Annotated in this window: 37 protein-coding genes; 3 read left to right on the top strand and 34 right to left on the bottom strand. The window is 69.6% G+C overall.

Translation table 11 applies throughout. The features are described 5' to 3' along the window. Positions 1-35: 35 nt before the first annotated feature. The 34 genes from ACFV3R_RS07100 to ACFV3R_RS06935 all read right to left on the bottom strand — a co-directional run bounded on the left by ACFV3R_RS07100 (position 36) and on the right by ACFV3R_RS06935 (position 24,224). The gene (locus tag ACFV3R_RS07100; RefSeq protein ID WP_385576824.1) at positions 36-707 is read right to left on the bottom strand and encodes an adenylate kinase; all 672 of its coding nucleotides are present in this window, start codon (positions 705-707) and stop codon (positions 36-38) included. After that, on the bottom strand, positions 707-2,020 hold the full coding sequence (secY, locus tag ACFV3R_RS07095; RefSeq protein ID WP_385576821.1) for a preprotein translocase subunit SecY: 1,314 nt from the start codon (positions 2,018-2,020) through the stop codon (positions 707-709). The genes ACFV3R_RS07100 and secY overlap by 1 nt, the downstream gene beginning before the upstream one ends. Positions 2,021-2,499: 479 nt before the next feature. Beyond that, the gene (locus tag ACFV3R_RS07090; protein WP_385576818.1) at positions 2,500-2,955 is read right to left on the bottom strand and encodes a thiol-disulfide oxidoreductase DCC family protein; all 456 of its coding nucleotides are present in this window, start codon (positions 2,953-2,955) and stop codon (positions 2,500-2,502) included. A gap of 235 nt (positions 2,956-3,190) precedes the next feature. After that, the gene (gene rplO, locus ACFV3R_RS07085) at positions 3,191-3,649 is read right to left on the bottom strand and encodes a 50S ribosomal protein L15 (RefSeq protein WP_385576815.1); all 459 of its coding nucleotides are present in this window, start codon (positions 3,647-3,649) and stop codon (positions 3,191-3,193) included. 1 nt (position 3,650) lies between these two features. After that, positions 3,651-3,833 (bottom strand): 50S ribosomal protein L30, encoded by a 183-nt coding sequence (gene rpmD, locus ACFV3R_RS07080; protein WP_385576811.1) that lies wholly within the window; start codon positions 3,831-3,833, stop codon positions 3,651-3,653. Then, positions 3,833-4,438, bottom strand: coding sequence for a 30S ribosomal protein S5 (rpsE, locus tag ACFV3R_RS07075; protein ID WP_385576808.1), 606 nt, complete (start codon positions 4,436-4,438; stop codon positions 3,833-3,835). The genes rpmD and rpsE overlap by 1 nt, the downstream gene beginning before the upstream one ends. Before the next feature lie 47 nt (positions 4,439-4,485). Continuing rightward, positions 4,486-4,869 carry a 50S ribosomal protein L18 gene (rplR, locus tag ACFV3R_RS07070; RefSeq protein ID WP_385576805.1) on the bottom strand — a complete coding sequence of 128 codons (384 nt, stop codon included), beginning with the start codon at positions 4,867-4,869 and terminating at the stop codon, positions 4,486-4,488. Between the two features lie 3 nt (positions 4,870-4,872). Next, entirely contained in the window at positions 4,873-5,412 is a 540-nt protein-coding gene (gene rplF / locus ACFV3R_RS07065; protein ID WP_385576802.1) for a 50S ribosomal protein L6, read from the bottom strand. 24 nt (positions 5,413-5,436) lie between these two features. Beyond that, entirely contained in the window at positions 5,437-5,835 is a 399-nt protein-coding gene (rpsH, locus tag ACFV3R_RS07060) for a 30S ribosomal protein S8 (RefSeq protein WP_385576799.1), read from the bottom strand. Between the two features lie 300 nt (positions 5,836-6,135). After that, positions 6,136-6,321, bottom strand: a complete 186-nt coding sequence (locus ACFV3R_RS07055; protein WP_003956452.1) for a type Z 30S ribosomal protein S14 — start codon at positions 6,319-6,321, stop codon at positions 6,136-6,138. 2 nt (positions 6,322-6,323) lie between these two features. Beyond that, positions 6,324-6,884: a 50S ribosomal protein L5 gene (gene rplE, locus ACFV3R_RS07050; RefSeq protein WP_385576796.1), complete on the bottom strand. Its 561-nt coding sequence runs from the start codon at positions 6,882-6,884 to the stop codon at positions 6,324-6,326. Then, positions 6,884-7,207, bottom strand: coding sequence for a 50S ribosomal protein L24 (gene rplX, locus ACFV3R_RS07045; RefSeq protein ID WP_385576793.1), 324 nt, complete (start codon positions 7,205-7,207; stop codon positions 6,884-6,886). The genes rplE and rplX overlap by 1 nt, the downstream gene beginning before the upstream one ends. 3 nt (positions 7,208-7,210) lie before the next feature. Beyond that, positions 7,211-7,579: a 50S ribosomal protein L14 gene (gene rplN, locus ACFV3R_RS07040; protein ID WP_003998823.1), complete on the bottom strand. Its 369-nt coding sequence runs from the start codon at positions 7,577-7,579 to the stop codon at positions 7,211-7,213. A gap of 142 nt (positions 7,580-7,721) precedes the next feature. After that, positions 7,722-8,009 (bottom strand): 30S ribosomal protein S17, encoded by a 288-nt coding sequence (gene rpsQ / locus ACFV3R_RS07035; RefSeq protein WP_385576790.1) that lies wholly within the window; start codon positions 8,007-8,009, stop codon positions 7,722-7,724. After that, positions 8,009-8,233 (bottom strand): 50S ribosomal protein L29, encoded by a 225-nt coding sequence (gene rpmC / locus ACFV3R_RS07030; RefSeq protein ID WP_004571830.1) that lies wholly within the window; start codon positions 8,231-8,233, stop codon positions 8,009-8,011. Before rpmC ends, rpsQ begins: the two co-directional genes overlap by 1 nt. Continuing rightward, the gene (rplP, locus tag ACFV3R_RS07025; RefSeq protein ID WP_385576786.1) at positions 8,233-8,652 is read right to left on the bottom strand and encodes a 50S ribosomal protein L16; all 420 of its coding nucleotides are present in this window, start codon (positions 8,650-8,652) and stop codon (positions 8,233-8,235) included. Before rplP ends, rpmC begins: the two co-directional genes overlap by 1 nt. Before the next feature lie 3 nt (positions 8,653-8,655). Further along, positions 8,656-9,498, bottom strand: a complete 843-nt coding sequence (rpsC, locus tag ACFV3R_RS07020) for a 30S ribosomal protein S3 (RefSeq protein ID WP_385576783.1) — start codon at positions 9,496-9,498, stop codon at positions 8,656-8,658. Then, positions 9,498-9,845 (bottom strand): 50S ribosomal protein L22, encoded by a 348-nt coding sequence (gene rplV / locus ACFV3R_RS07015; protein ID WP_385576780.1) that lies wholly within the window; start codon positions 9,843-9,845, stop codon positions 9,498-9,500. The genes rpsC and rplV overlap by 1 nt, the downstream gene beginning before the upstream one ends. Before the next feature lie 43 nt (positions 9,846-9,888). Continuing rightward, the gene (gene rpsS / locus ACFV3R_RS07010; protein WP_009715878.1) at positions 9,889-10,170 is read right to left on the bottom strand and encodes a 30S ribosomal protein S19; all 282 of its coding nucleotides are present in this window, start codon (positions 10,168-10,170) and stop codon (positions 9,889-9,891) included. Positions 10,171-10,182: 12 nt separating this feature from the next. Then, positions 10,183-11,019 carry a 50S ribosomal protein L2 gene (gene rplB, locus ACFV3R_RS07005; protein WP_385576777.1) on the bottom strand — a complete coding sequence of 279 codons (837 nt, stop codon included), beginning with the start codon at positions 11,017-11,019 and terminating at the stop codon, positions 10,183-10,185. 46 nt (positions 11,020-11,065) lie between these two features. Then, positions 11,066-11,485: a 50S ribosomal protein L23 gene (gene rplW / locus ACFV3R_RS07000; protein ID WP_385576774.1), complete on the bottom strand. Its 420-nt coding sequence runs from the start codon at positions 11,483-11,485 to the stop codon at positions 11,066-11,068. After that, on the bottom strand, positions 11,485-12,138 hold the full coding sequence (gene rplD, locus ACFV3R_RS06995; protein ID WP_385576771.1) for a 50S ribosomal protein L4: 654 nt from the start codon (positions 12,136-12,138) through the stop codon (positions 11,485-11,487). Before rplD ends, rplW begins: the two co-directional genes overlap by 1 nt. Positions 12,139-12,146: 8 nt before the next feature. Continuing rightward, a complete protein-coding gene (rplC, locus tag ACFV3R_RS06990) occupies positions 12,147-12,791 on the bottom strand; it encodes a 50S ribosomal protein L3 (RefSeq protein WP_385576768.1) in 645 nt (214 codons plus the stop codon). A gap of 14 nt (positions 12,792-12,805) precedes the next feature. Further along, positions 12,806-13,114, bottom strand: a complete 309-nt coding sequence (gene rpsJ / locus ACFV3R_RS06985; protein WP_004571821.1) for a 30S ribosomal protein S10 — start codon at positions 13,112-13,114, stop codon at positions 12,806-12,808. Positions 13,115-13,855: 741 nt separating this feature from the next. Continuing rightward, the gene (locus ACFV3R_RS06980) at positions 13,856-15,085 is read right to left on the bottom strand and encodes a YncE family protein (RefSeq protein ID WP_385576765.1); all 1,230 of its coding nucleotides are present in this window, start codon (positions 15,083-15,085) and stop codon (positions 13,856-13,858) included. After that, a complete protein-coding gene (locus ACFV3R_RS06975; RefSeq protein ID WP_385576762.1) occupies positions 15,082-15,888 on the bottom strand; it encodes a polysaccharide deacetylase family protein in 807 nt (268 codons plus the stop codon). The genes ACFV3R_RS06980 and ACFV3R_RS06975 overlap by 4 nt, the downstream gene beginning before the upstream one ends. Before the next feature lie 132 nt (positions 15,889-16,020). Continuing rightward, positions 16,021-16,500 carry a hypothetical protein gene (locus ACFV3R_RS06970; RefSeq protein ID WP_385576759.1) on the bottom strand — a complete coding sequence of 160 codons (480 nt, stop codon included), beginning with the start codon at positions 16,498-16,500 and terminating at the stop codon, positions 16,021-16,023. A gap of 13 nt (positions 16,501-16,513) precedes the next feature. Next, complete coding sequence (locus ACFV3R_RS06965; RefSeq protein ID WP_385576756.1) at positions 16,514-17,278, bottom strand: hypothetical protein; 765 nt, start codon at positions 17,276-17,278, stop codon at positions 16,514-16,516. A gap of 273 nt (positions 17,279-17,551) precedes the next feature. Continuing rightward, positions 17,552-18,745, bottom strand: a complete 1,194-nt coding sequence (tuf, locus tag ACFV3R_RS06960) for an elongation factor Tu (RefSeq protein WP_385576753.1) — start codon at positions 18,743-18,745, stop codon at positions 17,552-17,554. Between the two features lie 164 nt (positions 18,746-18,909). Beyond that, positions 18,910-21,030, bottom strand: a complete 2,121-nt coding sequence (fusA, locus tag ACFV3R_RS06955; protein ID WP_385576751.1) for an elongation factor G — start codon at positions 21,028-21,030, stop codon at positions 18,910-18,912. Positions 21,031-21,068: 38 nt separating this feature from the next. Then, positions 21,069-21,539, bottom strand: coding sequence for a 30S ribosomal protein S7 (gene rpsG, locus ACFV3R_RS06950; RefSeq protein ID WP_027749253.1), 471 nt, complete (start codon positions 21,537-21,539; stop codon positions 21,069-21,071). A 2-nt stretch (positions 21,540-21,541) separates the two neighbouring features. Continuing rightward, the gene (gene rpsL / locus ACFV3R_RS06945) at positions 21,542-21,913 is read right to left on the bottom strand and encodes a 30S ribosomal protein S12 (RefSeq protein ID WP_003948652.1); all 372 of its coding nucleotides are present in this window, start codon (positions 21,911-21,913) and stop codon (positions 21,542-21,544) included. Positions 21,914-22,606: 693 nt separating this feature from the next. After that, positions 22,607-23,494, bottom strand: coding sequence for a hypothetical protein (locus ACFV3R_RS06940; protein WP_385576747.1), 888 nt, complete (start codon positions 23,492-23,494; stop codon positions 22,607-22,609). Between the two features lie 277 nt (positions 23,495-23,771). Next, positions 23,772-24,224: a helix-turn-helix transcriptional regulator gene (locus ACFV3R_RS06935; RefSeq protein ID WP_385576744.1), complete on the bottom strand. Its 453-nt coding sequence runs from the start codon at positions 24,222-24,224 to the stop codon at positions 23,772-23,774. Positions 24,225-24,430: 206 nt separating this feature from the next. On the opposite strand from ACFV3R_RS06935, the gene ACFV3R_RS06930 reads away from it, so the two are divergent. From ACFV3R_RS06930 to ACFV3R_RS06920, 3 genes are all read left to right on the top strand, one after another. Further along, the gene (locus tag ACFV3R_RS06930) at positions 24,431-24,703 is read left to right on the top strand and encodes a WhiB family transcriptional regulator (protein ID WP_385576741.1); all 273 of its coding nucleotides are present in this window, start codon (positions 24,431-24,433) and stop codon (positions 24,701-24,703) included. A gap of 326 nt (positions 24,704-25,029) precedes the next feature. Beyond that, complete coding sequence (locus ACFV3R_RS06925) at positions 25,030-25,695, top strand: hypothetical protein (RefSeq protein ID WP_385576738.1); 666 nt, start codon at positions 25,030-25,032, stop codon at positions 25,693-25,695. Then, on the top strand, positions 25,692-25,913 hold the full coding sequence (locus tag ACFV3R_RS06920) for a hypothetical protein (protein WP_385576735.1): 222 nt from the start codon (positions 25,692-25,694) through the stop codon (positions 25,911-25,913). The genes ACFV3R_RS06925 and ACFV3R_RS06920 overlap by 4 nt, the downstream gene beginning before the upstream one ends. The last annotated feature ends 358 nt before the right edge of the window (positions 25,914-26,271 follow it).

Below are 26,271 nucleotides of genomic sequence, written 5' to 3'. Positions count from 1 at the left end.
CCGCGGCCGTGTCGAAGCTGAGTCGTCCGGGATCGCTACGCGGCGTCCCCGTCGTCCTCGGTGACCTCCAGCGCCGCCATCGAGCGGCGGGTGACCTCGTCCACCGGGCCCATCGCCGGGATGGTGATCACCAGGTCCTGGGCCTTGAAGTAGTCGATGATCGGCTCGGTCTCGGTGTGGTAGACGTCCAGCCGCTTGCGGACCGTCTCCTCACTGTCGTCCTCGCGCTGGTACAGCTCGCCGCCGCACTGGTCGCACACGCCCGCCGTCTTCGGCTTGTTGTAGACCTCGTGGTAGACGTGCGAGGAGTCGTTGCGGCAGATGCGCCGGCCGGCGATCCGCTTGACGACCTCGTCCTCGGGGACCTCCAGGTCCAGCACCGCGTCCAGGCTCAGCCCCTTGCGCTGCAGGTAGTCGTCCAACGCCTGCGCCTGCCCGATGTTCCGCGGGAACCCGTCCAGCAGGAAACCGCCCTCGGCGTCCGGCTGCTCCATGCGGTCCTCGGCCATGCCGATGGTCACCGAGTCCGGCACGAGCTGTCCGGCGCTCATGTACTCCTTGGCCTGCTGACCGAGCGGAGTGCCCTGGCTCATGTTGGCGCGGAAGAGGTCGCCCGTGGAGATGTGCGGGATCCCGAGGTTCTTGGCCAGGTACGCGGCCTGCGTACCCTTACCGGCCCCGGGAGGTCCGACGAGGACGATTCGCATCAGCGGAGGAACCCTTCGTAGTTGCGCTGCTGGAGCTGGCTCTCGATCTGCTTCACGGTCTCCAGCCCCACGCCCACGATGATCAGGATGCTCGTCCCACCGAACGGGAAGTTCTGGTTCGCGTTGAACAGCACCAACGCCACTGTTGGCACGAGCGCGATCAGCCCCAGGTACAGCGAGCCCGGCCACGTGATCCGGTTGAGCACGTAACTGAGGTACTCGGCCGTCGGGCGACCAGCCCGGATGCCCGGGATGAAGCCACCATACTTCTTCATGTTGTCGGCCACCTCTTCGGGGTTGAACGAGATCGCCACGTAGAAGAACGCGAAGAAGACGATCAGGACGAAGTAGGTGACGATGTAGACCGGGTGGTTGCCCTTGGTGAAGTTGGTGGCGATCCACTGCGCCCAGCCCGCGTTCGATCCGCTGAACTGCGCGACCAGCGCGGGGATGTACAGCAGCGAGGAAGCGAAGATCACCGGGATGACACCGGCCTGGTTGACCTTCAGCGGGATGTAGGTCGAGGTCCCGCCGTAGGAGCGGCGCCCGATCATCCGCTTGGCGTACTGCACCGGGACGCGCCGCTGGGCCTGCTCGACGAGGACCACCAGGCCGACCATGGCGAGGCCGACCACGATCACCGCGCCGAACTCGATCCAGCCGTCGGCCAGCTTCCCGGACTGCTTGATGGACCACAGGGCGCCCGGGAAGCCGGCGGCGATCGAGACGAACATCAGCAGGGACATGCCGTTGCCGATGCCGCGGTCGGTGATCAGCTCACCCAGCCACATGATCAGGGCGGTGCCGGCGGTCATCGTGATGACCATGGTGATCGTGGTGAAGATCGAGTCGCTGGGGACGATCTCCGAGCGCCGCACACAGGTGGAGAAGAGCGCACCGCTGCGGGCGGTGGTCACCACGGCGGTGCCCTGGAGGATGGCGAGCGCGACCGTCAGGTACCGGGTGTACTGCGTGATCTTGGTCTGCCCGCTCTGCCCCTCCTTCTTGAGGGCCTCGAGTCGGGGGATCACGACGGTCAGCAGCTGAAGGATGATGCTGGCCGTGATGTAGGGCATGATGCCCAGCGCGAAGATCGTGACCTGGAGCAGCGCACCACCGCTGAACATGTTCACCAGGCCGAAGAGCCCGCTGTTGCCGCCGACCTGCTTCATGCAGAAGTTGACGTTGGTGTAGTTCACGCCTGGGACCGGCACGTGCTGGCCGAGCCGGAAGACGATCACGATGCCCAGGGTGAACAGCAGCTTCTTGCGCAGGTCGGGCGTCTTGAACGCTCGGGCGAACGCGGTGAGCACGGTGCCTCCTGCGCCTCCCGCCGTGAGGACGGAAGGTGACGGGTCTTGAGGGAACGATGGTTTTGGCAGGGATGTTGCGGGCCTTGCAAGGACTAGCGACGACTACGACTACTAGCGGTCCTGCACACGGAGCGACTGCCGCCCCGGAGAGGCACACAGGCCGCGCGGAGCATACAGTCCCCGGTCACTTTACCGGCGTCGACCGCTTCAGAGGAACGACCGGTCAACGATGCCCCCCGTAAGTGGTTTTCCGAGGGGCGGCGGCGCCCGGCCCCCGCGCCGTCACGGGCCGCGCCCCGCCAGGGACGCGGCGGGGGCGACGCACCCCGGTGGGCCCGGACCGCACTCCTGACGGCGGATCACCCGTCCCGGCCCTCCCGGCACAAGAAGGTGAACCCCGGGCCCCCGGCGGACGCCCTCCGGTCGGCGACACCACCTGCCCCTCCCGGGTACCGGGGAGGCTGTGCCCGGCCATCTCCTCACCGCACCTCGCCGCCCCCGCCCCGGCCGCCGGTCCCTCCTGACGACTCGTCCGGAGCGTCCTTCCCGGCAGCCGGCCCCGCCGACGCACGCGCCGCGCACGCCGGGGTGCCGCCGGGCAGCCGGTGCCGGTTGGCGGAGACGAGTTCGTAGCACCGCCCCGCGACCCACCGCACGCCGGGCAGCAGCAGCGCCCCGCCCAGCACCGGCCACGGGCCGCGCCCGCTCAGCAGCACCTTGGCCACCGTGCTCGCACCGCCGTAGACGTGCCCGTTGGGGGTGACCCAGAGCACCTCCCGGTCCGCGCGCTCCCGCGTCACGCCCAGCGCAGGCAGGTCGGCGAACTGCCAGGCCGTCGTCTCGGCACGGGGGCGCACCCACCGGCCGAGCAGCTTCACGCAACTGGTGCAGAAGCCGCAGTCGCCGTCGTAGAGCAGCACGGGTCGGGTCCTCATGCCGCCATGATCGCAGCGCTCGGCCCGCCCGGGAGGATGCGAACCGGCCACCGCGCGCCGCCTTGCCCTGGCCGGACGGTGCAGGACGGCGCCCGGCCCCCCGCCTCCGTCCCCCGGAAAGCCCAGAGGGCCGGAGACCCCTGCGGGTCTCCGGCCCTCTGCGGTCGTCCCGCCCCGTCCGGAGACGGGAGCGGGACCACCCGGCCTCATCGAGGCTGGCTCGGCGTCGGAACGCTCAGAGCAGCTCGGTGACGCTGCCACCGGCAGCGGTGATCTTCTCCTTGGCGGAACCGGAGACGGCGTCCACCGTCACGGTCAGCGCCACGGAGATCTCGCCCTGGCCCAGGACCTTGACGAGCTCGTTGTCGCGCACCGCGCCCTTGGCGACCAGGTCGGCCACCGTGACCTCGCCACCTTGCGGGTAGAGCGCGGCCAGCTTCTCCAGGTTCACGACCTGGAACTGCTTGTGGGCGGGGTTCTTGAAGCCCTTCAGCTTCGGGAGGCGCATGTGGAGGGGCATCTGCCCACCCTCGAAGCGCTCCGGAACCTGGTAACGGGCCTTGGTGCCCTTGGTACCACGACCAGCAGTCTTACCCTTCGACGCCTCACCACGACCCACACGGGTCTTGGCGGTCTTGGCGCCGGGGGCAGGACGGAGGTTGTGGACCTTCAGCGGGTTGCTGCTCTCCGCCATGTCAGTCGACCTCCTCAACCGTCACGAGGTGGCGGACGGTGTGCACCATGCCGCGGTACTCGGGGCGGTCATCCTTGACAACCACGTCGTTGATCCTCTTCAGACCGAGCGAACGCAGGGTGTCACGGTGGTTCTGCTTGCTACCGATGACGGACTTGGTCTGCGTGACCTTCAGGCGTGCCATTACGCATTCACCCCTGCACGCGCCCGCAGCAGAGCGGCGGGAGCCACGTCCTCCAGCGGCAGGCCACGACGGGCCGCGATCTCCTCGGGCCGCTGAAGGCCCTGGAGCGCCGCCACCGTGGCGTGCACGATGTTGATCGGGTTGGACGAGCCGAGCGACTTGCTCAGCACGTCGTGGATGCCGGCGCACTCGAGCACGGCACGCACCGGGCCACCGGCGATGACACCGGTACCGGGGGAAGCCGGCTTGAGCAGGACGACGCCCGCAGCCTTCTCACCCTGGATGGGGTGAGGGATGGTGCCGGCGATCCGGGGGACCTTGAAGAAGTGCTTCTTGGCCTCCTCCACGCCCTTGGCGATCGCGGCCGGCACCTCCTTGGCCTTGCCGTAACCGACACCGACGGTGCCGTCACCATCGCCCACCACGACCAGCGCGGTGAAGCTGAAGCGACGACCACCCTTCACAACCTTGGCGACGCGGTTGATGGCGACAACCCGCTCGACGTAGGCGGTCTTCTCGGCGGCAGCGCCACCGTCCCGCCTGTCCTTACGGTCCCGCCGCTCGCCGCCACCGGCGCCGCCACCGCGGCGCTGGGGTCCAGCCATTGGAATTACCTCTCTCGTTTACGTCCGCTGTGCGTACGGAACCGTGCTCAGAACTTGAGCCCGGCCTCGCGGGCGGCGTCGGCCAGGGCGGCGATGCGCCCGGCGTACTTGTTGCCGCCACGGTCGAACACGACGGTCTCGACACCCGCGGCCTTGGCGCGCTCGGCGACCAGGGCGCCGACCTGCTGGGCCTGGGCGCTCTTGTCACCCTCGCCACCGCGGATCGACGTGTCCAGGGTCGACGCGGAGGCCAGCGTGTGGCCTGCGATGTCGTCGATGACCTGGGCCACCATGTGGCGGTTGGACCGCGTCACGACCAGGCGCGGACGCTCCGGCGTACCCGAGATCCGCTTGCGAATGCGGATGTGGCGACGCTTGGCGGCGGCGCGCTTGTACGCGTCACCCTTAGCGACCTTCACTCCGTATGCCATGGCTTACTTACCAGCCTTTCCGACCTTGCGGCGGATGACTTCGCCTTCGTACTTGACGCCCTTGGCCTTGTACGGGTCAGGCTTGCGCAGCTTGCGGATGTTGGCGGCGACCTCGCCGACCTTCTGCTTGTCGATACCCTCGACGCTGAAGCGCGTGGGCGACTCGACGTTGAAGGAGATGCCTTCCGGCGCCTCGATCAGGATCGGGTGGCTGTAGCCGAGGGAGAACTCCAGGTTGGAGCCCTTGGCCACGACGCGGTAACCCACACCGTTGATCTCGAGCTTCTTCACGTAACCCGTGGTCACGCCGGTGATCATGTTCGCCACCAGCGTGCGGGACAGGCCGTGCAGGGCCCTGTTCTGACGCTCGTCGTTAGGACGGGAGACGTTGATCACGCCCGCCTCGTCCTTGGCGACCTCGATGGGAGCGGCAACGGTGTGCGAGAGAGAACCCTTGGGGCCCTTCACGCTGACCGTACGGCCATCGATGGTGACGTCCACACCAGCGGGAACCTGGATGGGCAGCTTGCCAATACGCGACATGAGCTTTTCCTCCGTTCCCTTCCGTTACCAGACGTAGGCGAGAACTTCTCCGCCTACGCCCTTCTTGCTGGCCTGCTTGTCGGTGAGGAGCCCGTGGGAGGTGGAGATGATCGCCACACCCAGGCCGCCGAGCACCTTCGGCAGGTTGGTGGACTTTGCGTAGACCCGCAGGCCCGGCTTCGAGATCCGCTTGATGCCGGCGATCGAGCGCTCGCGGTTCGGGCCGAACTTCAGCTCGAGGACGAGGTTCTTGCCGACCTCGGCGTCCTCGGTCTTCCAGCCGGTGATGTAACCCTCCTGCTGGAGGATCTCCGCGATGTGCGACTTGATCTTGCTGTGCGGCATCGCCACGGAGTCGTGGTACGCCGAGTTCGCGTTCCGCAGACGAGTCAGCATGTCTGCGATCGGATCGGTCATGGTCATGATGGCCTTCGGCCTCTCTCGCCGGGGTTTCCTATGTGCGCGTCCCTCTCCCCACTCGACACGGAGTGCCGGCGGGACGGGTGCGTGCGGGGACCTACGGCGTAGTCGGTATCAGTTGCGGACGATGGTGTCCGCGGTCGGCCATGGGCGGCGGGCGCCCAACCCTTCCACTCTAGGTGATGAGGGAGGGCACCCGCCGACCAGGTGGTTACCGAGAGAGCCCGGGCAAACCGTTCCCAGATGTTCCGCCGCCCGCAAGCCCCCCGTGAGGGGCGGTGGTTGGGCGACGGGAAGGAGGGTTTACCAGGAGCTCTTGGTCACGCCCGGCAGCTCGCCGCGGTGAGCCATCTCACGGAGGCACACACGGCACAGGCCGAACTTGCGGTAAACGGAGTGGGGGCGGCCGCAGCGCTGGCAGCGGGTGTACGCGCGCACACCGAACTTCGGCTTGCGGGCGGCCTTAGCGATCAGAGCCTTCTTCGCCACGGTCAGTTCTCCTTGAACGGGAAGCCGAGGTGACGGAGGAGAGCGCGGCCCTCGTCGTCGTTGGACGCCGTGGTGACCACGGTGATGTCCATGCCCCGGGTCCGGTCGATCTTGTCCTGGTCGATCTCGTGGAACATGACCTGCTCCGTGAGACCGAAGGTGTAGTTGCCCCGGCCGTCGAACTGCTTCGGCGACAGGCCGCGGAAGTCGCGGATGCGCGGAAGCGCCAGCGACAGCAGGCGGTCCAGGAACTCCCACATGCGGTCACCGCGAAGGGTGACGTGGGCACCGATCGGCTGACCCTCACGCAGCTTGAACTGCGCGATGGACTTGCGGGCCTTGGTGACGGCCGGCTTCTGACCGGTGATCGTGGCGAGGTCGCGGATGGCGCCCTCGATCAGCTTGGAGTCGCGGGCGGCGTCGCCCACACCCATGTTGACCACGATCTTCACGAGGCCGGGGATCTGCATGACGTTCTCGTAGGAGAACTCGTCCTTCAGCTTCCCCGCGATCTCCTCGCGGTAGCGCTGCTTCAGGCGCGGTGCGTTGGTGGTGGCAGTCATCAGATGTCCTCACCGGTCCGCTTGGCAACGCGGATCTTGTTGCCCTCGTCGTCAAAGCGGTACCCGACGCGCGTGACGACCTTGTTGCCGTCCTTCTCCACCACGAGCTGAACGTTGCTCACGTGGATCGGGGCCTCGGTCGTCACGATGCCGCCGGTCTGCGAACCGCGAGCGGTCTGGCCGGCCTTGGTGTGCTTCTTGACCCGGTTGACACCCTCGACCAGGACGCGGTCCTCGCGGGGGAAGGCCGCGATGACCTTGCCCTGCTTGCCGCGGTCCTTGCCGGTGATGACCTGGACCAGGTCGCCCTTCTTGATCTTCATCGGTTACAGCACCTCCGGCGCGAGAGAGATGATCTTCATGAACTTCTTCTCGCGCAGCTCACGGCCCACGGGGCCGAAGATACGGGTGCCGCGGGGGTCGCCATCGTTCTTGAGGATGACGGCCGCGTTCTCGTCGAAGCGGATGTACGAGCCGTCGGGACGGCGGCGCTCCTTGACGGTGCGAACGATGACCGCCTTGACGACGTCACCCTTCTTCACGTTGCCACCGGGGATCGCGTCCTTGACGGTGGCGACGATGACGTCACCGATGCCCGCGTAGCGGCGACCGGAACCACCGAGAACACGGATGCAAAGGATCTCCTTCGCACCAGTGTTGTCGGCGACACGCAGTCGCGACTCCTGCTGGATCACGTCTATCTCCTGATCGTCTGCCGGTTCCCGGCAGGGACGCCCCTGGCGGGCGCGTCCCTGCCGAGCCTGGCGGAACTGTCCAGAAGGCTTCTGCCTTCAGGATGTTTCTGCGGCCGGTTCCGGGTGGGAGCCGGCCAGTGCCTTACTTGGCCTTCTCGAGGATCTCGACGACGCGCCAGCGCTTGGTCGCGGACAGCGGCCGGGTCTCCATGAGGAGGACGCGGTCGCCGACACCCGCGGCGTTCTGCTCGTCGTGCGCCTTGAGCTTGTTGGTACGGCGAATGACCTTGCCGTACAGCGCGTGCTTCACGCGGTCCTCGACAGCGACGACGACGGTCTTGTCCATCTTGTCGCTGACGACCAGGCCCTCGCGGACCTTGCGGAAGCCGCGCTGCTGCTCGTTCTTCTCAGTCACATTCGTCTCGCTCATCAGGCGCTCTCCACCGTCTCGATGCCGAGCTCGCGCTCCCGCATCAGGGTGTAGATCCGGGCGATGTCCTTGCGGACGGCCTTCAGCCGGCCGTGGTTCTCGAGCTGTCCGGTCGCCGCCTGGAAGCGGAGGTTGAACAGCTCCTCCTTGGCCTCACGCAGCTTCCCAACGAGGTCCTCGTTGTTCAGCTCGCGCAGCTCGGTCGCCTTGGTACCGGCCGCCATCACGACTCACCTGCCTCGCGCCGGACGATCCGGCACTTCATCGGAAGCTTGTGGGCGGCGCGGGTCAGCGCCTCCTTGGCAACCTTTTCGTTCGGGAAGGACAGCTCGAACATCACCCGGCCGGGCTTGACGTTCGCGATCCACCACTCCGGCGAACCCTTACCGGAACCCATGCGGGTCTCGGCGGGCTTCTTCGTCAGCGGGCGGTCGGGGTAGATGTTGATCCACACCTTGCCACCACGCTTGATGTGACGGGTCATGGCGATACGAGCGGACTCGATCTGCCGGTTCGTCACGTACGCCGGGGTGACGGCCTGGATGCCGTACTCGCCGAACGCCAGCTCGGTACCACCCTTGGCCATGCCGCTGCGCTTCGGGTGGTGCTGCTTGCGGTGCTTGACCCTACGCGGGATCAGCATGGGTCAGCTCTCCTTTCCCTCAGCACTCGGCTCAGCGGCGGCGACCGCGGGGGCCTCGGCCTTGGCCTCGGCACCCTGGTTCTGCTGCTGCTGCGGCCTACGACCACCGCGACGCTCGCCACCGCCGCCACCACGGCCACCACGGGCCGGACGGTCGGCACCACCGCGCGGCGGGCGGTTGCCCGCACGGGCGGCGGCGTTCTCGGCGCGCACCTCGGCGATGTTCTTGACGTCGCCCTTGTAGATCCAGACCTTCACGCCGATGCGACCGAAGGTCGTCTTGGCCTCGAAGAAGCCGTAGTCGACGTTGGCGCGGAGCGTGTGCAGGGGCACGCGGCCCTCGCGGTAGAACTCCGAGCGGCTCATCTCGGCGCCGCCGAGACGGCCACCGCACTGGATCTTGATGCCCTTGGCGCCGGCCTTCAGTGTCGACTGCATGCTCTTGCGCATGGCGCGACGGAAGGAGACGCGGGAGGACAGCTGCTCGGCGACGGCCTGGGCCACCAGCTGGGCATCGGTCTCGGGGTTCTTGACCTCGAGGATGTTCAGCTGGACCTGCTTGCCGGTCAGCTTCTCCAGCTCACCGCGGATGCGGTCGGCCTCGGCGCCGCGGCGGCCGATGACGATGCCCGGGCGAGCGGTGTGGATGTCAACGCGGACGCGGTCGCGGGTGCGCTCGATCTCCACCTTGGAGATGCCGGCCCGCTCCATGCCCTTCGTCATCATGCGACGAATGGCGACGTCTTCCTTGACGTAGTCCTTGTACAGCTTGTCGGCGTACCAACGCGACTTGAAGTCGGTGGTGATGCCGAGCCGGAACCCGTGCGGGTTTACCTTCTGGCCCATTACCGGGTTCCTTCCTTGCTGCTGACGACCACGGTGATGTGGCTGGTCCGCTTGCGGATCCGGTAGGCGCGGCCCTGGGCGCGCGGACGGAACCGCTTCAGGGTCGGGCCCTCGTCGACGAAGGCCTCGGAGATGAAGAGGCTGTCGACGTCGGTGTGGTCGTAGTTGTGCGCGGCGTTGGCGATGGCGCTGTCCAGCACCTTGCCGACCGGCACGCTCGCGGCCTGCGGGGCGAAACGCAGGACCGCCTGGGCCTCCGTGGCACTCATGCCACGGACGAGGTCCACCACGCGGCGGGCCTTCATGGGCGTGACACGCACGTAGCGCGCCTGGGCCCTGGCTTCCATGGTTGTCCCTTCGGTGTCAGTCATAGTCGTATGCACCCGCTGGTCAGCGACGACGCGACTTGCGGTCGTCCTTCTCGTGGCCGCGGAAGGTGCGGGTCGGCGCAAACTCGCCGAGCTTGTGGCCGACCATCGACTCGGAGACGAACACCGGGACGTGCTTGCGGCCGTCGTGCACCGCGATCGTGTGGCCGAGCATGGCCGGGACGATCATCGAGCGGCGGGACCAGGTCTTGATGACGTTCTTGGTGCCTGCTTCGTTCTGAACGTCCACCTTCTTGATGAGGTGGTCGTCGACGAAGGGCCCCTTCTTGAGACTGCGCGGCATCTAAACCGGCTCCTAGCGCTTCTTGTTCGTCTTGCGGCGGCGGACGATGTACTTGTTGCTCGCCTTCTTCGGCGAACGCGTACGACCTTCCTTCTGACCCCAGGGCGAGACCGGGTGGCGACCACCGGAGGTCTTGCCCTCACCACCACCGTGCGGGTGGTCGACCGGGTTCATGACGACACCACGCACGGTCGGGCGGACGCCCTTCCAGCGCATGCGGCCGGCCTTGCCCCAGTTGATGTTCGACTGCTCGGCGTTGCCGACCTCGCCGACGGTGGCGCGGCAGCGCACGTCGACCAGGCGGATCTCACCGGACGGCATACGAAGGTGGGCCATGGTGCCCTCCTTCGCCAGCAGCTGCACGGAGGCACCCGCGGAGCGGGCGAACTTCGCGCCGCCACCGGGACGCAGCTCGATGGCGTGCAGGGTCGTACCCACCGGGATGTTGCGCAGCGGAAGGTTGTTGCCCGCCTTGATGTCGGCGCCGGCACCGGCCTCGACGCGCGCGCCCTGAGCCAGGCCGCGGGGGGCGAGGATGTAGCGCTTCTCGCCGTCCGCGTAGTGGAGCAGCGCGATGCGCGCGGTGCGGTTCGGGTCGTACTCGATGTGCGCGACCTTGGCCGGCACGCCGTCCTTGTCGTGACGACGGAAGTCGATCACGCGGTAGGCGCGCTTGTGGCCGCCACCCTGGTGGCGAGTGGTCACACGACCGGCGTTGTTACGGCCGCCCTTGCTGTGCAGGGGGCGGACCAGCGACTTCTCCGGCGTGGACCGCGTGATCTCGACGAAGTCGGCGACGCTGGAGCCACGACGGCCCGGAGTCGTCGGCTTGTACTTGCGGATACCCATTTCTCAGTCCTCGGAATATTCCGGACTTCAGAACGACCAGCCTCCGTCAGGAGACCGGGCCGCCGAAGATGTCGATACGGTCGCCCTCGGCAAGGGTCACGATCGCGCGCTTGGTGTCGGCACGCTTGCCGAAACCGGTGCGGGTGCGCTTGCGCTTGCCCTGGCGGTTGATCGTGTTGACCCCGGTGACCTTGACCGAGAAGACCGACTGCACGGCCTCCTTGATCTGGGTCTTGTTGGCACGCGGGTCGACGATGAACGTGTACTTGTTCTCGTCGAGCAGCGCGTAGCTCTTCTCGGAGACGACCGGCTTGAACAGCACGTCACGGGGGTCCGTGAGGGACTTGCTCAGCGGGGTCTCGACGGTGTTCTTGCCCTCGCTGGCCTGACGCCTCGCCTTGGCGACGCGCGCGGCCTTGGCCGCCTTGGCAGCCTTCGAGGCGATGCTCGGGTGACGGGCGGCCATCAGGCGGCGCTCCCTTCGGACTCGAGGTCGGCCTTCGGGCCAGACACGAAGGACTCGAAGGCGGCCTGAGTGAAGACCACGTCGTCGGAGACCATCACGTCGTACGTGTTCAGCTGGCCCGGCTCCAGGATGTGGACCTGGGGCAGGTTGCGGGCGGACAGCCACGCGGCCTCGTCGGCACGCTCGGCGACCAGCAGGACGTTCTTACGGTCGCTGATCTTGCCGAGAAGGACCTTGGCGGCCTTCGTGGAGATGTCGCCGTCGACCACGCCGGAGACGACGTGGACGCGGTTGTGGCGCGCGCGGTCGGAGAGGGCGCCACGCAGGGCGGCGGCCTTCATCTTCTTGGGCGTCCGCTGCGAGTAGTCACGCGGCACGGGACCGTGCACGACGCCACCACCGGCGAACTGCGGCGCGCGGGTCGAACCCTGACGGGCGCGACCGGTGCCCTTCTGGCGGTACGGCTTCTTGCCACCGCCGCGGACCTCGCCACGGGTCTTGGTCTTGTGCGTGCCCTGACGGGCAGCGGCCAGCTGCGCGACGACGACCTGGTGGATCAGCGGAACGCTGACCTTCGCGTCGAAGATCTCCGCGGGGAGCTCGACGGACCCGGCCTTGTCGCCTGCCGGCGAAAGGATGTCAATGGTGCTCATCGGTTACCTCAGGCCCCCTTGGCCGCGGTACGGACCAGGACGAGGCCGCCGTTCGGACCGGGGACCGCGCCCTTGATGAGCAGCAGACCCTTCTCCGCGTCAACGGCGTGGACGGTCAGGTTCTGGGTGGTGACCCGCTCGTTGCCCATACGGCCGGCCATCCGCATGCCCTTGAACACGCGGCCCGGGGTGGCGCAGCCACCGATGGAGCCCGGCTTGCGGTGCACGCGGTGGGCGCCGTGGGAGGCCTTGCCGCCGTGGAAGCCGTGACGCTTCATGACACCGGCCGTGCCCTTGCCCTTGGACTTGCCGGTCACGTCCACCTTGACGCCGGACTCGAAGGTCTCAGCGGTCAGCTCCTGGCCGAGGGTGTACTCGCCGGCGTCGGCGGTACGGACCTCGACGAGGTGACGACGGGGGGTGACGTCGGCCTTGGCGAAGTGGCCCTTGAGGGGCTTGTTCACCTTGCGCGGGTCGATCTCGCCGAAGGCGATCTGGACGGAGTCGTAGCCGTCCTGGTCATTGGTGCGCACCTGGGTCACGACGCAGGGGCCGGCCTTGACCACGGTCACCGGGACGACACGGTTGTTCTCGTCCCAGACCTGGGTCATGCCGAGCTTCTCGCCCAGGATGCCCTTGATCTGCTTGGTCATCTTCTCCCGGCCTCTCAGAGCTTGATCTCGATGTCGACGCCGGCCGGAAGGTCCAGGCGCATCAGCGAGTCAACGGTCTTGGGGGTGGGGTCGAGGATGTCGATCAGGCGCTTGTGCGTGCGCATCTCGAAGTGCTCGCGCGAGTCCTTGTACTTGTGCGGCGACTTGATGACGCAGTACACGTTCTTCTCAGTGGGCAGCGGCACCGGGCCCGCGACCGACGCACCAGTACGGGTCACCGTCTCGACGATCTTCTTCGCCGACGTGTCGATGACCTCGTGGTCGTAGGCCTTGAGCCGGATGCGGATCTTCTGTCCCGCCATGGCTACTTCGTAGTCCTGTCTCTCGTAACGCTCTGGGACCCGGTGGTACGTACGCGCCCTTCTCCGTCAGCCTCCGGACCGCGTCGTCTCCGACCCACGCGGTCGGGCGTGTCGCGGTCCTTCTCGTGAATCTCCACAGGGAGGTCCTTCGAAAAGGAGGATGGCGGGGGAAGGACACCCACCGAGCGCCTGGCTGAGGCACCCCGCAACGCTTCCCGGAAGATTCCCGTACTTCCGCCCCTGATGAGGGACGACGAATACCTGGGACTCGCTTCCAGTCCTCCCGGCGGGAGGCGCGCAGCATCGGCACTCAACCGAGCAACTTGGCTAGTGTGCCATATGGGGCACAGCGGTGGCCAACCGAAGGGGAGAGGTTACCCCACGAGACGTGGGCCGAATCACCTGAGGGGTGATTCCGTGCACGAACCTCCGGGTGCGGACGGTGTCACGGCGCGCTGAGCGGGGCCTTCCGGCCCCACCGCCCCCGAAGGGACGCGCGCGTCGGGTACAGGTGCCCGCAGGGTGATCCTACGCAAGGCCTCCCGCGGCCCGGCGACCGCCCCCGGCGGGGACCGCACCCCTCCCCTGCCGACCGTTCGGAGGACCGCGCCCGGGCGCGCGGATGTGCGCGAGGGCCCACCAGACCGTCGGTGCGCCCCCACGGAGCCCCGGGGGCGCACCGCGTCCGGCCCGCGGCGATCGATCCGGACCCGTCCGGACGCGGTCCGCGGCGGCCACGCCTCAGCGGAAGACGCCTGTGTGCCCGAGCGAGTAACGCCCTGGCTGCGGGTACACCGCCAGGCCGTGGGGCCCCCGGCCGACCGGGATCTTCGCCAGCGTCCGCCCGTCACGGGTGTCGATGGCGTACACCTCACCGTTGTAGCGCCCCGAGAGCCAGAGCACCTTGCCGTCCGCCGAGACTCCGCCCATGTCGGGGCTCCCGCCACCCCGGATGTGCCACTTGCCCGACAGGCGGCCGGTACGGAGGTCGAGCAGGGAGACCGAGCCCTCGCCGCGGTTGGAGATGTACATCGTCCGGGAGTCCCGGCTCACGTACAGCCCGTGAGCCCCCTTCCCGGTACGCAGCAGCCTCGGCGTGGTGAACCGGTCCCCGTCGAGCACCCACACCCCGTCGGCGGCCATGTCGGCCACGTACCAGCTGCGCCCGTCCGGCGAGATCTTCACGTCCTGCGGCATCGCCCCCTGGTGGGGCAGCCGCTGCTTGGCCAGGACCTTCATGCGCGCGGTGTCCACCTTGAGGAGCTCTCCGGAGAACTCGCAGGAGACGACGAAGTAGCGGCCGTCGGGTGAGAAGTCCGCGTGGTTGACGCCTGCGCAGTCGACCGGAACGGTTTTGCGGACCGCCATCGACTTCGGGTCGCGGAAGACCAGTTGGTGGTCCTTGGAGGCCATCACGACCGCGTACCGGCCGTCGGGCGTGAAGTAGAGGTTGTACGGGTCGTGGGTGCTGACCGTGCGCCCCTTGCGCCCGGTGGCCGGGTCGATGGCCGTCAGGGTGTTGCCGAGGTCGTTGTTGACCCACAGGGTCTTGAGGTCCCAGGAGGGCACCACGTGCTGCGGCTGGTGGCCCACCGGGAAGGTCCTGGTCACCTTGAACGTCTTCGGGTCGATCACGCTGACGGTGTCGGACTGGGTGTTGGGGACGTACACCAGCGACGGGAAGCCCTTCACCGCGGGGGACAGCCGGCCCGGCCGGTCCGCCGCGTAGAGGTCGTCGGCGCGCAGCGGCGGAGGCATGCCGGGCAGCCCCGAGCCCGCCGAGGTGCGGGAGGCGGCCGGTGCGGCCCGGGCGTTGTGCCGGCCGCTGTGGGCGCTGGGGCCGGCGCACCCTGCGGCAGCGGCCGCCCACAGCACACAGGCCACGGACAGGGCCGTGCAGCGGCGGCCTCCGGCGCTTCGGGCGGTGCTGGAGGCAGTGCGTCGCGGCGGGGTGGGAGGCACCGTGGTCATCCGCTCATCAGCTCCGTCGTCGTCACCGGCCGCAGGCCGCGCCGGTGGAGTCCGTCGAGAATTCCGGGGAGGGCGGCGCGGGTGCCGGCGTGGCCGAAGTGCAGGCTGACCACCGACCCCCCGCGCACCCGGTCCAGCACTCCGTCCCGCACCGCCGCAGGCCCCGGGTCCTCGAAGTCGTGGGAGTCCACGTCGTAGGACAGGACGTGCGGGTAGCCGGCCCGGCGGGCGAGGCGGGCCACCAGAGGGGTGGCGGTGCGGGCCTGCGAGGGCCGGAACCAGGTGCCGATGTGGCCTGTCAGGCGGTGCAGCCGGTCCGCGCAGGCCCTGATCTCGGCGTAGGCCTCGTCGGCGGGCAGGGCGCAGACCGCGCGGTGCCGCATGGTGTGGTTGCCCAGCTCGTGGCCGCCGTCCAGGATGCGCCGGGCCATTTCCGGGTGCTCCTCCAGCCAGGTCCCGACAGCGAGGACCGTGACCCTGGCACCGGCTGCCTCGGCTTCCCGGAGCACGGCCGTGGCGATCGCCGGGTCGCCCTGGCCGTGGAAGGTGAGGGCGACCGCCCGTCCGGCTCTCGGCCCGTGCTCGATCTGCTGTGGCTGTCCGGGAAAGCGGCGCGGCCCCGCGAGGGCGCCTGCCGGGGCTGCTTTCGAGGCCGTCCTGGAGGCGGCCGGAGCCGCACCGGGCGACCGGGGACCGGAAGAGGACGGCGGCGAGCCGCCGCGGTCACAGCCGGCACCGCAGGCGGCGGCTCCCACGGCACCACCGGCGGACCGCAGCACGTCACGGCGCGAGTACGAGGGCACCCGGCCATTAGACACACCAGGTCGTCCGACGGCCGGTTGGCGACCGCCGGAGGTGGTGGTGTCCCCCGCGGAATCACCGGGGTGGCCGCTTTGACCCACCAGGTCGCCTGCGCAGCGGTGTCCGGACCGGCATCACCCCGCCCCCCCCGCGGAGGGCAGCACGGGCCACCCCAGGCCGGTGTCGGGGCACACCCACGAGGCGACCCCTTCGACCACCCTGGGCACCGCCGGATGCCCGTGGCCGGGGCAGGGCGGCAGCGGCCTGCCCCCCGAGGACTCCACCACCCCGTCCTGCAGCTGCTCGGCCAGCAGCACCACCGCCTCCGGAGCCCGCGAGGAGACGTCGAGCGTGACGAGCGTGACCGAGCCGTCCTCGTGCTTGCAGCGGACCTCGACGGCCCCCGCGGCCACCTCCCACTCGGGCCCGGGGCCGTCCTGCGTGCCGGCGTCCAGCCGCAGGGACGACCGGTAGGGCCCGTCAGGCTCAGGGGGCGCTTGCTCGGCGTGCGTGCCCACCGAGGAGTCCGTCACCTCCAGCGCCGGACCCGGGGAGACCTCCAGCTGCCGCAGCACCTCCTCCGCCCAGGAGCGCACTACCCCCACCGTCAGCACTGCCCCCGCCTCCTCACTTCTTCGCCCGGACGTCCGCCGTCCAGACCAGCGAGCCCGTACCCGGCCGGCCCCCGATCCGTACCCGGAAGGTCATGTAGTCCTGGAACTGGACGTGGTTACCGTGCCGCACCGGCTTCAGCGTGCCGTGGAAGTGGTACGAGGCACCCACCACGTGTCCGGCGTTCTTCGGCTGCCGGTGGCCGTTGCGCCACCAGGAGACACCGCTCTCGTGCACGCTTGAGGTGATCACCGAGCGGACCCGGGCGGAGATCCGGTAACCCCAGTTGATCGTGGAGTAGTGGCAGTTGAAACGCGCGGCCAGCGTGCCGTTGGCGTCGCTCCACGAGGGGTTCCGGTCGCAGCGCAGGGTCGCCGGGGCCTTCGCCGCCGGCGCCGCGGGGGCCGTCTCCGAGCGGCTCTTGCGGCCGGCGGGCGCCACCGGGCGGAGCGCTCCCCGAGCCAGCCCCAGCTGGGCGGCCAGCCGGTTCAGCTCACCGGTGGAGAGCGGGCGGGGCGTGCTTCCCCGGGCGGTGTCCAGCGCGAAACGCAGGGTGGTCCTGGTGCCGCTGGTCGCGGTCGTCGCCGCGTACTGCTGCCCGCTGCGGACCGGCCCCGGTGCACCCGGCCCGCTCCCCGCCGCCCGCGCTGACGCCGGTACCGGTGCCGGCGGCGCATCCGCGGCCCAGCCCCCGGTGGTCATCGCCGCGGCGCAGACGACGACCGCGACCAGCGGTGCACGCCACGGTCTCCGTCGCGCCCTGCTCTTTCCCTCGTTCACGGTGCTGGTTCCCCTCGTACGGGTGGCTGGCCGCCACACGCCCATACTTCCCCAACCCGTGCGCTACGTACCTTTGTTCGGGAAAGTCATATGATGCACCGTCTGCTGTGGACAACCGCCGGCCGCCGGCCACTCCCCCGCTGACCGGCACGCGGGCACGCGAAAGGGCCCGCCCGACCAGAGGTCGAGCGGGCCCTTCACAGCCGTGGCGGAGCCGGCCGTAGCCGGTCCCGCCGAGGCGGAGCCAGGTGCGCCGCTAGGCGGCGCGCAGGATCACTTGAGGATCTTGGTGACCTGGCCGGCGCCCACGGTCCGGCCACCCTCACGGATGGCGAACTTCAGGCCCTCCTCCATGGCGACCGGCTGGATCAGCTGGACGGTCATGGAGGTGTTGTCGCCGGGCATGACCATCTCGGTGCCCTCGGGGAGGGTCACCACGCCGGTCACGTCAGTCGTACGGAAGTAGAACTGCGGGCGGTAGTTGTTGAAGAACGGCGTGTGGCGGCCACCCTCGTCCTTGGACAGGATGTAGGCCTGCGCCTCGAACTCGGTGTGCGGGGTGACCGAGCCCGGCTTGATGATGACCTGGCCGCGCTCGACGTCCTCGCGCTTGATGCCGCGGAGCAGCAGACCGACGTTCTCACCGGCCTGGCCCTCGTCGAGCAGCTTGCGGAACATCTCGATACCGGTGACGGTGGTCGAGGTCTTGTCCTGCTTGATGCCGATGATGTCGACGTTCTCGTTGACCTTCAGCACACCGCGCTCGATACGGCCGGTGACGACCGTACCGCGACCGGTGATGGTGAAGACGTCCTCGATCGGCATCAGGAACGGCTTCTCGACGTCGCGCTCGGGCTCCGGGATGGCCTCGTCGACAGCCTTCATCAGGTTGAGGACGGACTCGCCCCACTCCTTGTCGCCCTCGAGGGCCTTCAGAGCGGAGACCTTGACGACCGGAACGTCGTCGCCGGGGAACTCGTACTCGGAGAGGAGCTCACGGACCTCGAGCTCGACGAGCTCCAGGATCTCCTCGTCGTCCACCATGTCGGCCTTGTTCAGGGCAACGACGATGTAGGGGACGCCGACCTGGCGGGCCAGGAGCACGTGCTCCTTGGTCTGCGGCATCGGACCGTCGGTCGCGGCGACCACGAGGATCGCGCCGTCCATCTGGGCGGCACCGGTGATCATGTTCTTGATGTAGTCCGCGTGACCGGGGCAGTCGACGTGGGCGTAGTGACGCGACTCGGTCTGGTACTCGACGTGCGCGATGGAGATGGTGATACCGCGCTGGCGCTCCTCGGGCGCCTTGTCGATGTTCTCGAAGGCCGAGGCCTCGTTCAGGTCCGGGAACGCGTCGTGCAGCACCTTGGTGATCGCCGCGGTAAGGGTCGTCTTACCGTGGTCGATGTGACCGATGGTGCCGATGTTGACGTGCGGCTTAGTCCGCTCGAACTTCGCCTTCGCCACTGGGGTCCTCCTGTGGAGTGGTTCTGGTACGCCTTACTCATCGGCGCCAGGTGATCTTTGCTGGGGTGCCGGCCGGCGGGGCATTCCTCACGGATTGCGGGGTTTGCCCCCACCGGACGGTGTCAAGCCTAAAGCGTGTTCCGACTCAACGGAGACGGAGAGTGTTACTCGCCCTTGGCCTTCGCGATGATCTCCTCGGCGACGTTCCGCGGAACCTCGGCGTAGGAGTCGAACTGCATCGAGTAGCTTGCGCGACCCGACGTCTTGCTGCGGAGGTCTCCGACGTAGCCGAACATCTCCGACAGGGGAACCAGGCCCGTGACGAGCTTGGCACCGTGGCGGTCCTCCATGGACTGGATCTGACCGCGACGGGAGTTGATGTCGCCGATCACGTCGCCCATGTAGTCCTCGGGCGTGGTGACCTCGACCTTCATCATCGGCTCGAGCAGGGCCGGGGAGGCCTTGCGGGCGGCCTCCTTGAAGGCCATCGAACCGGCGATCTTGAAGGCCATCTCGGACGAGTCGACCTCGTGGTAGGCACCGTCGAGGAGGCTGACCTTGACGCCCGTCAGCGGGTAGCCGGCGAGCACGCCGAACTCCATGGCCTCCTGGCAGCCCGCGTCCACCGAGGGGATGTACTCCCTGGGGATACGGCCACCGGTGACCTTGTTGACGAACTCGTAGCCGTCGCCCTCGAGCGGCTCCAGCGCGATCTGGACCTTCGCGAACTGACCGGAACCACCGGTCTGCTTCTTGTGCGTGAAGTCCAGTCGCTCCACCGGCTTGCGCAGGGTCTCGCGGTAGGCGACCTGCGGCTTGCCGACGTTGGCCTCGACCTTGAACTCGCGCTTCATACGGTCGACCAGCACGTCGAGGTGCAGCTCGCCCATACCCGCGATGATGGTCTGGCCGGTCTCCTCGTCGGTGTGGACCTGGAAGCTCGGGTCCTCCTCGGCGAGACGCTGGATCGCGACGCCGAGCTTCTCCTGGTCGCCCTTCGACTTGGGCTCGATGGCGACCTGGATGACCGGGGCCGGGAAGTCCATCGACTCCAGGATCACCGGGTGCGCCGCGTCGCAGAGGGTCTCACCGGTGGTGGTCTGCTTCAGACCCATGACGGCGACGATGTCACCGGCACCCACCGACTCGATCTCCTCACGCTTGTTCGCGTGCATCCGGTAGATCTTGCCGATGCGCTCCTTCTTGCCCTTCACCGAGTTCTGGACCTGCGAGCCCGCCTCGAGGCGGCCCGAGTAGACCCGGATGAAGGTGAGCTTGCCCAGGTGGGGGTCGCTCGCGATCTTGAAGGCCAGGGCCGACAGCGGCTCGTCCTCGGACGGCTTGCGGGTGATGACCTCGTCCGGGTCGTTGACCGCGTGGCCGTTGATGCCCTCGACGTCGATCGGGGAGGGCAGGTACCGCACGACGGCGTCGAGCAGCGGCTGCACGCCCTTGTTCTTGAAGGCCGTACCGCAGAACACGGGGGTGACGGTGGTGCCGCCGCCCTTGCCGGAGTTGATGGTGATGCGGCGGATCGCCGCGTACAGCTGCTCCACGGTGGGCTCGTTGCCCTCCAGGTACAGCTCCATCATCTCTTCGTCGTTCTCGGCGACGGTCTCCAGGAGCTTGCCGCGCCACTCGTCGGCCTGCTCGGTGTGGGTGTCCGGGATGTCGACGGTGTCGTACATCTCGCCCTTGGCGGCCTCGGCGGACCACACGAGCGCCTTCATGTTGACCAGGTCAACAACGCCCTTGAAGTCCATCTCGGTGCCGATGGGCAGCTGCATGACGATCGGGGTGGCGCCCAGGCGCTCCTCGATCATGTCGACGCAGCGGTGGAACTCCGCACCGGTCCGGTCGAGCTTGTTGACGAAGCAGATGCGCGGCACGCCGTAACGGTCGGCCTGACGCCACACCGTCTCGGACTGCGGCTCCACACCGGCAACGCCGTCGAACACCGTCACGGCACCGTCGAGCACGCGCAGCGAGCGCTCCACCTCGACGGTGAAGTCGACGTGACCCGGGGTGTCGATGATGTTGATGGTGTTGTCGACGTTGTCGAGCGGCCAGTGGCAGGTCGTCGCGGCGGACGTGATGGTGATGCCGCGCTCCTGCTCCTGCTCCATCCAGTCCATCGTGGCAGCGCCGTCGTGGACCTCACCGATCTTGTACGAGACACCGGTGTAGAACAGGATCCGCTCGGTGGTGGTCGTCTTGCCCGCGTCGATGTGGGCCATGATCCCGATGTTGCGGACCTTGGCCAGGTCAAGTGAAGTGGTAGCCATAAGGCTTTCGTCTTCTCTCGGTCTCGATGGGGTAGCGACTACCAGCGGTAGTGCGCGAAGGCCTTGTTGGACTCGGCCATCTTGTGCGTGTCCTCGCGCTTCTTGACCGAGGCGCCGAGGCCGTTGGAGGCGTCGAGCAGCTCGTTCATCAGGCGCTCGGTCATGGTCTTCTCGCGACGGGCGCGGGAGTAACCGACCAGCCAGCGCAGCGCCAGCGTGGAGGCGCGGCCGGGCTTGACCTCGATCGGCACCTGGTAGGTGGCGCCACCGACACGGCGGGACTTGACCTCAAGGGTCGGCTTGATGTTCTCCAGCGCGCGCTTGAGCGTGATGACCGGGTCGTTGCCGGTCTTCTCGCGCAGGCCCTCCATGGCGCCGTAGACGATGCGCTCGGCGGTGGAGCGCTTGCCGTTCAGCAGCACCTTGTTGATGAGCGAGGTCACCAGAGGAGAGTTGTAGACCGGGTCGATGATGACCGGGCGCTTCGGGGCGGGGCCCTTACGAGGCATTCTTACTTCTCCTTCTTGGCGCCGTAGCGGCTGCGAGCCTGCTTGCGGTTCTTGACGCCCTGCGTGTCGAGGGAGCCGCGGATGATCTTGTAGCGAACACCCGGCAGGTCCTTCACACGGCCGCCGCGCACGAGCACGATGGAGTGCTCCTGGAGGTTGTGGCCTTCACCCGGAATGTAAGCGGTGACCTCGATGCCGCTGGTCAGACGCACACGTGCGACCTTACGCAGGGCCGAGTTCGGCTTCTTGGGGGTGGTGGTGAACACGCGCGTGCAGACGCCACGACGCTGGGGCGAACCCTCGAGTGCGGGCGTCTTGTTCTTCTCGACCTTGTCCTGCCGGCCCTTGCGGACCAGCTGCTGGATCGTAGGCACCGTTTCTCCGGTTTCTGTGTGCCGTCTCGGTAAAGCTAACCTGGAACATTCGCCGACCCACGCGGTCGGGTGTGTCGGATACTGCGCACCGCCGCCCAGGGCGGAGGAGGCTCAGATCACGGTGGCCGGCTCGTCGCGCGGTATACAGACACGCGCAGGAGCCCGGGCACACCCCAGGCACAAGGAATGAGCGTACCTACCTCATGGGTCAGGGTCAAAACAAATGCCCACGCGGGACGGCCCGCCTCCCGCACCCCCGGACGCGGCGCCGTACGACACCGCCGCGCCGCCTCCGGCCTGCGTGATCGCCACCGGCAGGGCGCCTCCGGTACACCTCGCGACACACGGTAGGCGACCGGCCGGGCGGGCGCCAGGGGGTGCGGGACTGCGGGGGCCTCCGGGAGCAGGGGGACGAAGGGGACGAGCCGGGGACACCGTCACGGGCCGGCGGCCGGACGTGGCGGCGCGCGTGCCGACGGCGACGCGCGCAGGGATGCGGCAGGGAACGCGTACGGCCGCGGCCACGGGCGCCCTGCCCGGACCGGGCAGGGCCGGACCGGACCCGGCGGGGCGGGGCCCGGTCGGGCGGGGTGCGCCCCGGGCCGGCCCGGGGCGCGGTGCCGGTCATGCCCGGGGTGCGGTGCCGGTCATGCCCGGGGTGCGGTGCCGGTCATGCCCGGGGTGCGGTGCCGGTCAGCCGGAACCCTCGCCCCGGCGTCCGCCCCGGCGTGGAGGCAGGCGGGGAATGCTGGGGACCTGCGACCTCCGGTTCTTGGGGACGAAGGCCGGCCCGCGCTGCTGCGGGCGCCCGGCGGCGGCCGCGTCCGCCGCGTCGGTGCCTCCTGCGCCGCGCCGGGCCTCCGCGGGAGAGGACGCGGCAGGAGAGGTCACGCCCGGCACCGCGCCCGGCACCGGGGGCGACTCGGCAGGACCGCCGGGTGAGTCGTTCGGGGAGGCCTCTTCGGCCGCCTCACCGGTCGCCTCGCCCTCCAGAACCGGGACGTCTCCACCGCACTCCTGGGCGGGCCCCCTGTGAGAAGGGGCCTCGTCATGCCCGGAGGCCGGCTGCTCAGGTGCGGGGTCGGCCCGGCGTTCGGGGACGCTACGGCTCCGTCCCGGCTGGGACCCCTCGCGCTCCGGGCCGTGCACCGGGAGGGTCTCGGCGTGCGTGAGGGGGAGTTCGTCCCGCAGCGGCGCGGGCCGGCCGGGCAGCCCACCGCCGCGGATGGGGCGGCGGCGGTCGCCGCGGGGGCTGCGGCGGAAGGGAATGAGGGCGGCCTGTCCCGGTACGCGTCCCAGCGGCAGGGGGACCACCACGCCGTAGACCTCGTCCGCGCGGTACTGGTCGGTCGCGTCCCGCCAGCCCTGCCCGTAGGCGGTGAACTCGCGTCGTTCCAGTTCCTCACGGGCTGCGACGACCAGATCCTCGGGCTCGTGGCGTTCGAGCAGCTCGGCGAGGACGGCGAGCAGCCGCGTGATGCCGGGCTCCGGCCCCGCTCCCCCGGCGTTCGGGGCACCGCGCCCCGGGACGTCTCCAGAGGAACCGTCCGCCCGCCGGGAGCCCTCCCCTGGCTCGACCATGTCTGGCTCTTCCTGAAGTCCCCTCCGTCACCGTCCCCGGCCGGCCGCGCCCGAAGCCCCCTCCCGGCGCACCGAACCGGCCCCCGCAAGCGGTGCCGAACGGACCCGGCGAACGACGACAGGACCATCGAACGGGAGCGGGAACTCCGGACGCACAGACAAGGAACGGACCGGAACAGCTTATCGCCGCCCCTCTTACGGTCCGCCGCCTCGCCCTGCCGCCGGGGATGAGGAGGAGGGCCGCGCTCCCGTCACCGGCAGGACACGGCCCTCCTCCTCATCCCCGGCGACCGCGACGGGCCGGCAGGTCGCGGTCGGCCTCCTCGGCGGGCAGGAACTGGCCGGCGACGCGCAGGAACATCTCCCGCTGCTCCGGCGGCACACCCAGGGCGGTCGCCGCCTCCTCCAGCGTCAGCCGGTCCGCGGCCCGGCGGCCGGCCTCCGCGTCCTGCTGGACCAGCGGCAGCGGCAGGTCCTCCTCGGTGAGCCGGCCGGAGCGGATGAGCATCTCCCGCACCGGAACGTCCAGGACGTGCGCCAGCCGGCGCATGGTCTCCAGATCGGGCATGCTCTGCCGCTGCAACAGCCGGGTGATGGCCGCACGGTGCACGCCGGCCTCGTCGGCGAGGCGGGACTTGCCACCTCCGCGCGGACTGTCGATGTCGTAACCGCGACCGCGGACCACGTCCTCGATCCAGGCCGCGAACCGCTCCAATTCGCTGACGGTCAAGGGTCCTCGCCTCCCTCCAGGCGCCCCCAGGCTACCGCGCTTGCGCGCGCAGAATTACGAGCTAGCGCGAGCGCAATGTGCGGATTCCGTGGACGCCCGGCGACCGCCCCGTGGATTTTTAGTTGCGCGCACGCACGCAATCTGTCACTGTCGTCCAGCGCCCGCCCTCCGGTCGCTTCTCTCACCTCAGCACCAGGAGTCCAGCCGTGGACCTCTCCCTGCTCTCCCTCCCCTCCGACACCTGGACCGCATCGGCGGCGTGCGTCGGACTGCCACCGGAAACCGTCTTCGCCCGGGATCCCGAGACCGCCGCCCCGGCCCTGCACGCCTGTGCGCACTGCCCGGTCCGGCGCCGCTGTGAGGAGACGGTGGCGCCCGCCGACACCTGGTTCGACGGGGTGAGCGCCGGGCGGCTCTGGCACAACGGCCGCCCGGTCAGGCTCGACCGCGGACGCGAGGCCGCCGGCCGGGCGTGCTGACCGCCATCGGCCTGACCACCATCGGCCCGACCACCGCCGTCCGGCCGCGAGCGGTCCACCGCAGCCCCGGTCGCCCGGTCCTCCCCGTCCACCGCACCGTCCTCCCCCGACACGTCGACGAAAGGCCCCCGATGACCACCACGGCCCGGCCCGCCGAACCCGTCCGACTCCCCGCCGAGCCCTCCCGCGGCCGGCGGCCGGCCACCCGCCCCGCCCCACCGGCATCGACATCGACATCGGCACCGGCACCGGCACCCGCGGACACCTCCGTTCGCCCCGGGCCGGCCGACCGTGCGGCGGACGGGACCGCGCCCGCGGACGCTTCCGTGTGGAGTGGGCTGCTGCTGCGGCTGTTCCCGGAACTGCTGGCGGAACTGGCCCCGTCGGCAGGCAGCCGACCCCGCTCGCCGCGCCCCGCCCCGAGCCCCGCCGACCGCGCCGCCGAGGCCGCTCTGCTGCGGGCCGAGCGGGCGGACGCCCTGCACAACGAGCGCCTCCACGGCCTGTCCGTGCCCGGCCACTCGTCCGCCCCCGTCCGGCTGTACGTCTCCGACGCGATCCGCGACATCACCGACGGCGTCGCGGAGTTGGACGAGGCGGTGCACGAACGGCTCGGGCTGGGCCGGCCCCGGCGGATGTCCGTGCCCGAGCGGCTGGTGCGGATCGGCAGCCTGCTGGAGCGGGTGGCGGCCGACGCCGTCCTCGCCGCCCACGTGCGGAGCGAGCTGCGCCGGATGGCACGGCGCTGCGCCCGGGCCCTGGGCGAGACGGAGCCCGTGGTGCGGTTGCCGGGGCGCTGTCCGTGGTGCGACTCCGTCTCCCTGCGGGTCTTCCCCGAGCGCGACGCGGTGCTCTGCGTCAACCCCGGTTGCCGCTGCGGGTATCCGGGCTGCGACTGCGGCGTCGACCCGGCCTTCCGTCACCTGTGGGACCGGGACGCCTGGGAGGCGGGACGGGCGGGAGCGGACGCCCCGCGCGGTGGTGCCCGGTGAACGCGGGTCCGGGCCGTCCGGCCGCTGCCGCGGTGACGCTGGTGACGGGTGAACTGGCTGCCCGGGAGGTCGACGTGGTGCCCGCGACCATCAGGAAGTGGGTGCAGCTCGGCCACCTGTGCGCGTCCGGGCGGCAGGGCAGGACCTCCCTGTACCGCCTGGAGGACGTCTTCGCGGCCGAGCGCGCCACGCGCCGCCGGCCGCGGTCGGCGGGCTGAGGCGGCCCCCGCCCCACCCCTGGCGGATCGCACCCCCGGCCGGGCCCGGCCGGTGCGCACGGGTCGGCACCCGGGGACGGGCGCCCGCGGTCCCGGGGCGGACGGATCGACGCACACGGTCGACGCATGCGGTCCGCGCACGGATCACCGCCCCCCGGACCACCGCACCCCGGCCGGCCCGCACGGATCACCGCCCCCCGGACCACCGCGCCCCGACCGGCCCGCACGGATCACCGCACGCCGACCGACGCACCCGTACGACCGTCAGGTCACCGCCGTCCGACCGGCCGGGGCCGGCACCCCCACGGTTCGGTGTCAGGCCCCGCCGGCATAGTAGGCCGGGTCCGCAACGCGGGGA

It is taken from the genome of Streptomyces sp. NPDC059740, assembly GCF_042733155.1.
GTDB lineage: Bacteria > Actinomycetota > Actinomycetes > Streptomycetales > Streptomycetaceae > Streptomyces.
The sequence above is the reverse complement of the archived record's forward strand: the minus strand, read 5'-3'. Positions and strand labels throughout refer to the sequence as shown.